Origin of the sequence: Robiginitalea sp. (assembly GCF_049588695.1) — a bacterium.
In the GTDB taxonomy this organism is placed as follows: domain Bacteria; phylum Bacteroidota; class Bacteroidia; order Flavobacteriales; family Flavobacteriaceae; genus Robiginitalea.
In genome coordinates this window covers 1-9,536 of sequence record NZ_JBAVZJ010000319.1, presented here as the reverse complement: position 1 = coordinate 9,536, position 9,536 = coordinate 1, and the positions used below count along the sequence as shown (strand labels likewise).

The following is a 9,536-nucleotide window of genomic DNA, read 5'->3' as shown; positions in this document are numbered from 1 at the left end:
CTTCAGATGACATCCCGACCCCTCGAATTCCTGTTTAAAGTAGGAAAAAATAAGATACGGCCGTGTGGGTTGAAGGTTAATCGGGGAGCAATGCCCCCCATCCTGTTCCCTCCTCCTGTTCATGAAGAATCCCCCGTCAAATGGCGGCAGTATCCCACGTCTCAAATGATATGAGACCCCTGATTTTTGAATCCGATGTCTCAAATCATAATATAAGTCGCTCAGCCCATCCTCCTGATCTACATTCGCCTTGTGAATCACAAAAAACTGTGGTCCGATTATAAACCTTAAAACAAAACAAGATGAAAAAAGTAGTAGTAATCCTAAGTATCCTGATGGCAGGATTTCAAGTGTCCGCTAAAGAAAAAGTCGAGATTTCGGCCAGAGCGTCCGTAGAGCTGTCCTATGCTGAATTTGCGAATTACGATGTGAAACTCAGTAATTCCTCTGGCAAACAAGTCAATGTTTCCGTACTGGACCCTGAAACCCGTAAACAAGTGAGTGGATTTGGCCTGGGCCCAATGGGCAAAGCTGTATTATATGTCGCGGAGGGTAACATCCTCAAACTAAAGAACACCTCCTCCAAAGCCATCAGCATCACCCTTACTTTTGTGGAGCGGGAACCCAAAGATGTAGCCGCTTCCAGTACTGAAACTATAAGTTTTACCTTACATAATTCCTCCATGAAATCTATACCGCTTATTATCCCGGGAGTTATGAAGCCGAACCTTTCACCCATGTCCAATAGCGGTGTCTCCCTGGAAATCGGTCAGAAAATCTATTATAAAAAAGGGGGGATCCGGATGCTGGTTTTAACCGTGGATGAAAGTGTACAATCCGGGGATAAAATAGACATGGCAAAGCGTATACGCACCCTCAAAAAATCAGAATAATTCAGACTAAACTTATTTGGATCAGCTATCTTTCGGGATAGCTTGTCTATTTGAAAACCCTCCTGTTGCCATGTCCCTTTACACCACTCCCCTGCAGATCGGTTATTTCTTCAGTCTTCTTATGTGGATTCTATTCCTGATACGAGGGTACAGGGAACAACGTCTTTCGGATAAACTTTTGGGCTGGATCATGTTTCTCCTCGCCATGGAGCTTCAGGATTACACTTTTGGTTTTGCGGGGATCAATGTACTTTGGAATGAACTCAATGGATTTCCCAGGGGTGTAAGCCTGTTATTCGGCCCAGTTGTTTATTTCTATTTCAGGGCGCAGGTGAATCGCTCATTCAAATTAGTAAAAAAAGATCTCTGGCACTTCGTGCCTTATCTCGTCTACTTTATCTATGAATTCTCTGCCTTTATACAAGGGCCCGAAGCGGTGGTCGAACGGTACGACTCCGATTATAACCTTTACTTTTCTTATATCTTTCGGCTGGCACGGTGGGCCTCTTATATTTTCTACCTGACCAAATGCCTGGGTATTTATAAGCAGTACCGGGCCTGGTCGCTAAACCAGTTCAGCAATACGGAACTCATCAATTTCAACTGGTTCAGGGATTTCCTGTATGCTATGGTTTTTTGGCTCCTGTTCCGCGAAGTCATGAACATCCTGGATGGATTTTTGGACCTTGAATTTTATCAGGATTGGTGGTGGAACCTTGCCCTGGTTGCGGTAGCCCTTTATATAGGTTTGGCGGGGATGGCCCAAAGGCAACCGGGGAAGATCGAATTTGATATGGACTCCCCGGATGGCCCGCCCAATCTGGTCAGGGATGCCGTCCCTGCCGGGGGAAAAACTTTAGACTCAGAGAAAGCCGCAATCGCTAAAAAACTGACAGTCCTGATGGAAAAGGACCGCCTGTTTCTTCAGCCCGATCTGAATCTTGACGAGCTCGCCCGGCACCTTCAGGTCAGTAAACCGCTCGTTTCAGCTACCATTAATCAGGTCTTTGAGCAGAATTTCAATGATTTTATTAACGATATGAGAATCGCCGAATTTATCCGGTTATACGAGCTGCATGGTGAAAAATATACACTGATCTCACTGGCTTATGATTCGGGGTTTAATTCAAAAGCTACCTTTAATCGCGCCTTTAAAAAAAGTAAGGGCACCTCCCCCATAGAATTTTTACGACAATAGCACGAAAATACCCGCTTCCGGCGGACAATCCATAAGGGCCGGCATGGACGTTTAAAGATTTTCAAGATGTTTTCTGCAACGATGATGGTTCATTCTTTTTTTACATTAAATCCCTTTTTTCCGAAAAGTTAGTACCTTGACATCCGAAGCAGGCATGTCTACAGTTCCTTAAAACCCATGACCTTTTACTATGAAGTATCTTCTGGTTGTATTCACACTGATCTTAGTACTGCCTCTAAAGGGGTTGGCACAGGAGAATCAGGACGAAGATGGCGGTAGCTCTCCCTATGAACTCATGTCGAGTTATTACTCCGGGCAATTTAAACCGTTCAAAAAAGGAAATGTATACACCGGCCTGGCTTTCTCCTTAAGCGACAGAAATTTAAGCAATGTGGACCAACTTGTTCAAAATGTCGTGGACGGTCAGGATAATGCTTTTAACATCGTCCTTAAAGGTGGCTATTATACCGGGGACTATGCGATGATCGGGCTCAATTTTGAATACGAGCAGAAAACCTTTGAAGGCACCCTTTTCCGGGATCCGGATACAGTACAGTCCCAATCCATTTCCCGTGCCTACAACTTTACCCCCAATGTGCGCTCCTCTGTCCCGCTGACCAAGTCAGAAAGACTTAGTTTCTTTACAGAAGTCGGTTTGTCGCTTGGGGTGGGAAATACCCTGACCCGGAATACCAAAAACCTGGATGAAGTTGAAAAAATATACAGTGATGAGTTCAATTTACGGTTGGGCATTAGTCCGGGCATCACATTTTTTGTTATTGAGAACTTCGCCTTCGAAGTACAATTGGATGTCCTCGGATATGAACTCAATATAAAAAACCGCGAGATCAACGATATTGAAGAATCCCGTATTGTGACCAACAATGTGGACTTTAACATCAATATCCTCACCATGAAATTAGGCCTGGCCTATTACTTTGGGGCGGGTAAAAAACGAAACTAATTATACAGTGTGATGAAGAAAATTATCCTGTATCTTTTTGGAGTATGTTCACTGGTAACCTCGTGCATCGGTGAAGAATACTTCGGGCAGTCCAGTTTTGGCAATATAAAGGCGATTACGGTGAGTAATCAGGCTTCGAACGCACAAATTCTCAATGATAGTATCAAAGTCCTGGTTGAGATCCCGGCAGGTGTGGATTTATCGACCATAAGAATTGAGAACCTGGAGGTATCCTCCTTTGCCAGAGCAGATAAAAACGCAGGGGATCTCCTCGATTTGAATACCCCCCAGATCATCAACATCACGGCCGAAGATGGCACCCTGTATCCATGGAGGATAGAATCTTTTGTAGCTAACGAAAACCCCCAATTAGACAATTTTGACCTGAATCTCTGGTACAAGACCAGCACGGACTATTTCGAACCCGGGGCGGATGCCGCCTCAACGATTTGGGGCACGGGTAACCCGGGCACCCAAATCCTCAATAAACTGGCCACTACCCCCTTCGATCTGGGTAATGACAACCTTGCCGCCAAAATGGAAACACTGGACAACGGCCCGATTGCAGGTGCCTTTGGCACTCCGATTTCTGCCGGATCCCTTTTTACAGGGGTCTTTAATTCCGACAATATCGATCCGTCCGATCCTGAGGCCGCTATTGAATTTGGAACCCCCTTTGCGGGAAGGCCCGAAAAAATCCGGTTCAAATTCTCCTATGTCCCCGGGCCTGAAAACAAGGACAAGGACGGAAATGTGCTGAATTTTGGCGATGCCTGTGATATATATGCCCTGCTGGAAGTCCGGGCGGGCGGCAATACGGAAAGGCTGGCGACGGCCTGGTTCCGCAGTGATATGACTGCAGCCGAATTGAGCGAAAAAGAAATTCCATTTACCTATGGGGAACTCGATAGCAGTTTCCCGGACTATACCCGTCCGGCGGATGAGGCCTATGTAAGTCGTGATTCGGCAAATTTTGTACTTCCCACACATATTATCTTTGTAGCCTCCTCGAGCTTCGACGGGGCCAATTTTGCGGGCGCCATCGGGAGTGTCCTCATAGTCGATGACGTGGAGATGGTCTATGAGTAGTGCGCACAGGGCGCCCTATCAACCATTGGGATGCGACGCCCCAGTGCAGTGAACTCTCCCCTGATGGTTCCAAAAAGCTTTCTTTTACTTAGCTTTAGGCTCGATAAATTCATACCGATGCAAAAGCAAATCGTATTCCTTTTAATATTTCTGTCCCTTCTGAGCCTTTCCGCCCAGGATCGTCTGACCGGGGAGACTTTTACCACACGCTCCGAGGTGCTCGCACGAAATGGTATGGCGGCGACTAGCCAACCCCTGGCCACCCAGGCCGCCCTGGAAATCCTTAAAAAAGGGGGCAGTGCCATGGATGCCGCCATAGCGGCCAACGCAGTACTTGGGCTGGTAGAGCCCGCCAGTTGTGGTATTGGCGGGGATATTTTCGCCATCGTCTGGGATGCCAAGCAGCAAAAGCTTTTCGGTTTCAACGGCAGTGGCCGGGCTCCCAAATCCCTGAATATCGAGTACTTTATGGAGCGGGATATCAAATATGTCCCCCTCTATGGCCCGCTCCCGGTTTCAGTCCCGGGTTGTGTGGATGGATGGTTTGAACTCCATAAAAAATTTGGAAAGCTCCCGATGAAGGACATCCTGCAACCCGCCATTGGCTATGGGCGCGACGGGTTTCCGGTATCAGAAGTGATCGCCTATGAAATGGCCTCCAACTATGAAGGCCTGAAGGATCAGCCCGGGTTTGCGCAGACCTATATGCCGGGCGGTAAAACCCCTGCTAAAGGAGAGGTCTTTAAAAACCCCGATCTCGCCAACACCTATGCTGAAATCGCTAAAAGGGGGCGGGATGCCTTCTACAAAGGGGATATCGCTCGGACCATCGATGCCTATATGAAAAAACACGGGGGCTTTCTCTCCTATTCTGATCTGGCCGACCATACGTCGCAGTGGGTGGAACCGGTTTCGGCGAACTACCGCGGATTCGATGTTTGGGAATTACCTCCCAACGGGCAGGGTACGGCTGCCCTGCAAATGCTGAACATCCTGGAGGGATACGATATTGCAGCCATGGGTTTTGGCAGTGCGGACTATGTACACGTGCTCACAGAGGCGAAGAAGCTGGCCTATGAGGATCGCGCCAAATTTTATGCAGACCCCGACTTTAACCAAATCCCACTGACCGAGCTCCTCTCTGAAGAATACGCGGCTATACGGAGGGGGTTAATTCAAAAGGACCAGGCGGCACGCTCCTACCCTCCAGGGGATATGGAAATCGAATCGGGAAATACAACTTACCTGACCGTAGCTGATAAGGACGGGAATGTGGTCTCATTAATCCAAAGTATCTATTCCGAATTTGCGTCCGGTATGGTGCCCGATGGGTTGGGATTTGTACTTCAGAACCGTGGACAGATGTTTAATGTGCAGGACAAAACCCATGCCAACGCACTGGAACCCGGGAAAAGGCCTTTTCACACGATTATTCCCGCCTTTATCACCAGGGATGGAAAGCCTTATGTGAGTTTTGGTCTGATGGGTGGGGCCGTGCAGCCCCAGGGTCATGCGCAAATTGTAGTGAACCTGATCGATTTTGGGATGAACCTGCAAGAAGCCGGAGATGCCCCACGTATAAGGCATGCGGGGAGTTCTCAACCGACCGGATCGCAGATGACCAACGGAGGTACCCTGAACATGGAGAGTGGTTTTGACTACAACACGATCCGGGAATTGCGTAAAAAAGGACATCGCATCTCTTTTGGTGTTGGAATTTACGGGGGCTATCAGGCCATAGGCATCGACCTGGAAAACCGGGTGTACACGGGCGCTTCAGAGTCCCGTAAAGATGGGCAGGCCGCGGGTTATTAACCCCGGGGAAATCGCACCGGAATTATTTCCTACTTTTAGAGGTAACCAACCTTAAAAACCCTTACCTATGAAGCCTGTTTTCACGCTGATTTTTCTCAGTATAATGCTCCTGTCCTGTAATTCCGAAAAAAAGGAGATAGCCTACCAACCCATGGAATACAACCTCTTTTTTGGCGATAACAAAGCGGGGTATTTTAAAAGCGGGATGACCGGGGATGGAGCGTATCGGTACGAGATGGAATACAACGACCGGGGAAGAGGGCCACATTTGGAAGAAACCATCCGTTTAAATACTGAGGGTTTCCCGGAAAGTATTGAGATTCTGGGGCACAATTACCTGAAGGATACCGTTAGTGAAACCTTCAGCAGTTCGGGGGGAAAGGCACAATGGCAAAGTACTTCTGAGCAGGGCAGTGCTCCTCTAATGACCCCAGCCTTTTATATTGGGGCCAATAGCAGCTATGGAAATGCAGAATTGGCAGTGCGTAAAATGCTGGCTTCCCCGGATCAGGCCACTGATATTTACCCCAGCGGTAAACTGCAAATTTCATCTGTTAGCCCTATGAGTTTTGGGGATACGCTAAATCTGAAGCTTATCGAGGTGGTGGGTTATGGTTTTTCGCCAACGTATTACTGGTTTGATACGGAAAACCGCTTCTTTGCAGCTCCCTCCTCCTGGCTCACAGCCATACGGACAGGTTTCGAATCGCTTTCCGAGGATCTTCTGGCCCTTCAACTGACCCGTGAAAAGGAGTATTACGCTAAAACAGCCACCGAACTCACCCAAATACCTGAAAGGACCCTGGTGATTTCCAACGTGAACCTTTTTGATGCAAAGTCCGGGGAGAACCTGAACAATCGGCATGTGGTTGTGAAAGGAAGTATTATAGAAGCCGTACTGGAGTCAGAGCCGGAACTCCCCGAAGACGTGGAAGTCATCGATGGAACGGGAAAAACCCTGCTCCCCGGTCTTTTCGATATGCACACCCATTTAGACCGCTCGGACGGGATCCTGAATCTCGCTGCCGGGGTGACCTCAGTTCGGGATCTGGCCAATTCCTTTGACCTTCCCGAGATTCGAAATGAGTTTAATGACAACTCCGTCATCGGGCCGCGCATTCTGGTGATGAGTGGTTTTATCGATCAGGCAGGTCCTTATGCAGGCCCCATTGGAAAAATCATCTCTACCCTGGAAGAGGGTCTGGATGCTATCGACTTTTATAAACAAAGAGGGTACCACCAGATTAAGCTCTACAGTTCCATAGATCCGGCCTGGGTAAAACCGCTGTCGGAAAAAGCCCATAGCCTGGACCTTAAAGTGAGTGGGCATATCCCCGCCCATATGCTGGCCCAACAGGCGGTAGAAGAAGGGTACGACGAAATTCAACACATCAATATGATCGCCTTGAACTTTATGTCCGACACTATTGATACCCGTACCCCACTGAGGTTTTCAATGATCGGGAAGCACGCTCATGAAATTGATGTGGAAGGTGCTGACTTCCAAAATTTTGTGAAGCTTCTCAAAACGCGAAGTATCGTGGTGGACCCCACGGTCTCCATCTTTGAAGGCATGTTGACGACCAGTGCCGGAGAGCCCGACCCTATGTTCGTCGAAATTCTGGATCGCCTCCCGGTACAAGTAAGCCGTGGATTTTATTCCGGGGGCTTGCCAATTCCCGAAGGGCAAGAAATGCAGTATAAAGCATCCTATGACAATCTGCTCGAGATGATACGGACCCTCCATGAGGCCGGTGTTACCCTGGTCCCCGGAACGGATGCCATGTCTGGCTTTTCGCTACACAACGAACTGGAAAACTATGTTAAGGCCGGTATTTCCAATGCTGATGTCCTTAAGATGGTGACGCTCACCGCTGCAGAAGTTTCAGGCTTTGGGGAGGAACTCGGCTCCATTGAAGCCGGGAAATGGGCAGACCTGATCCTGGTCGATGGGAACCCATTATCCGATATCTCGGATATCCGACGGGTGACACTCACTATAAAAGACGGCAAAATGTATTCCTCAAAGGAACTATATGAGGCTATCGGAGTCAAGCATTTTGAGTAAAAATGTGTTTGTTTTATGAGTACATTCGCCCGCAGAAAAAGATAGCTCAGGGCTGCCTGAAAACCTGTCCTGAGAATGGCGAATGGCCCCGGGAAATTCGGATAATCTAACGGCTTCTAAAAAAATGCCTTAAAAAACAGTTATATCCCGCATAAAGGATGATCGAAAATATAGAAAACATAGAGCTCCAGTACCTGACTCTTGACGATTATACCGCCTTGAAACAGGCCATGATTGAGGTGTATTCCAATATCCCGAATGCGTATTGGAAGGAGACCCATATCAAATCCCTTATCGATAAGTTTCCGGAGGGGCAGGTAGTGATCAAAATCAATGATGAACTGGCCGGGTGTGCCCTGTCCATAGTTGTGAATTACCAGGATTTCGACCAGCACCACACCTACAGGGAGATCACCGGGAACTACACCTTCAACACCCATAATAATAGCGGGAACGTCTTATACGGTATTGATATTTTTATTAAACCGGAATACCGGGGGTTGCGCCTGGGGCGGAGGCTCTACGATTATCGCAAGGAGTTGGCAGAGCGACTCAACCTCCGGGGCATTGCCTTTGGAGGGCGCATTCCCAATTATCACAAGTTCGCACAGGAACTTTCGCCCAAGGAGTATATTGAAAAAGTCAAGCGCAAAGAGATTCACGACCCGGTACTGAATTTTCAAATGTCCAATGACTTTCATCCCTCCAAAGTCCTCAAAGGATATCTGGAAGGCGATGAGGCCTCCAACGAATACGCCGTGCTTCTCGAATGGGACAATATTTATTACGAAAAGCCCTCGGTAAAGGCAGCTACTCAGAAAAAAATAGTCCGCCTGGGGTTGATCCAGTGGCAGATGCGTTTGTATAAAGACCTGACCGAGCTCATGCAACAGGCCGAATATTTTATTGATGCCGTTTCGGCCTATCGGTCAGATTTTGCCCTATTCCCTGAGTTTTTTAATGCGCCGCTCATGGCAGATGACAACCACCTCCCGGAATCCGAGGCCATCCGGGAACTCGCAAAATATACGCCCCAGATCGTTCAGAAGTTTTCTGAGTTGGCCATATCCTACAACATTAATGTCATCACAGGTAGCATGCCGGAACTGCGTGACGAACTCCTTTATAATGTCGGGTATATCTGTAAGCGCGACGGGACTACGGAACGCTATGAAAAATTACACGTTACCCCCGACGAGGCCAAAGTCTGGGGTATGCAGGGGGGCAATGAACTGCGCACTTATGAAACGGATTGCGGTAAAATCGGGGTACTGATCTGTTATGATTCCGAATTTCCGGAACTCAGCAGACTCCTCGCCGATGAAGGCATGGACATCCTTTTTATTCCCTTCCTGACGGACACCCAAAACGGGTATTCCAGGGTACGGCATTGTGCACAGGCAAGGGCAATTGAAAATGAGTGCTATGTGGCCATTGCAGGCAGCGTCGGCAACCTGCCCAAAGTACATAATATGGACATCCAATTTGCCCAGTCCATGGTTTTTACGC

Annotated in this window: 8 protein-coding genes; 7 read left to right on the top strand and 1 reads right to left on the bottom strand. The window is 48.1% G+C overall.

Annotation, left to right across the window (positions count from 1 at the left end):
- The coding region (locus WBV75_RS07800; RefSeq protein WP_424120070.1) for a hypothetical protein at positions 1-261 on the bottom strand (261 nt) is incomplete at its 3' end.
- A gap of 41 nt (positions 262-302) precedes the next feature.
- On the opposite strand from WBV75_RS07800, the gene WBV75_RS07795 reads away from it, so the two are divergent.
- The 7 genes from WBV75_RS07795 to WBV75_RS07765 all read left to right on the top strand — a co-directional run.
- Positions 303-893 carry a hypothetical protein gene (locus WBV75_RS07795; protein WP_424120069.1) on the top strand — a complete coding sequence of 197 codons (591 nt, stop codon included), beginning with the start codon at positions 303-305 and terminating at the stop codon, positions 891-893.
- Positions 894-963: 70 nt separating this feature from the next.
- Positions 964-2,091 carry a helix-turn-helix domain-containing protein gene (locus WBV75_RS07790; RefSeq protein WP_424120068.1) on the top strand — a complete coding sequence of 376 codons (1,128 nt, stop codon included), beginning with the start codon at positions 964-966 and terminating at the stop codon, positions 2,089-2,091.
- Between the two features lie 190 nt (positions 2,092-2,281).
- Complete coding sequence (locus WBV75_RS07785; RefSeq protein ID WP_424120067.1) at positions 2,282-3,055, top strand: hypothetical protein; 774 nt, start codon at positions 2,282-2,284, stop codon at positions 3,053-3,055.
- A 12-nt stretch (positions 3,056-3,067) separates the two neighbouring features.
- Positions 3,068-4,144 (top strand): PCMD domain-containing protein, encoded by a 1,077-nt coding sequence (locus WBV75_RS07780; protein WP_424120066.1) that lies wholly within the window; start codon positions 3,068-3,070, stop codon positions 4,142-4,144.
- Between the two features lie 117 nt (positions 4,145-4,261).
- Positions 4,262-5,959, top strand: coding sequence for a gamma-glutamyltransferase (ggt, locus tag WBV75_RS07775; protein WP_424120065.1), 1,698 nt, complete (start codon positions 4,262-4,264; stop codon positions 5,957-5,959).
- A 67-nt stretch (positions 5,960-6,026) separates the two neighbouring features.
- On the top strand, positions 6,027-8,027 hold the full coding sequence (locus WBV75_RS07770) for an amidohydrolase family protein (RefSeq protein WP_424120064.1): 2,001 nt from the start codon (positions 6,027-6,029) through the stop codon (positions 8,025-8,027).
- A 158-nt stretch (positions 8,028-8,185) separates the two neighbouring features.
- On the top strand, positions 8,186-9,536 hold a 1,351-nt coding region (locus tag WBV75_RS07765; RefSeq protein ID WP_424120063.1), incomplete at its 3' end, for a bifunctional GNAT family N-acetyltransferase/carbon-nitrogen hydrolase family protein.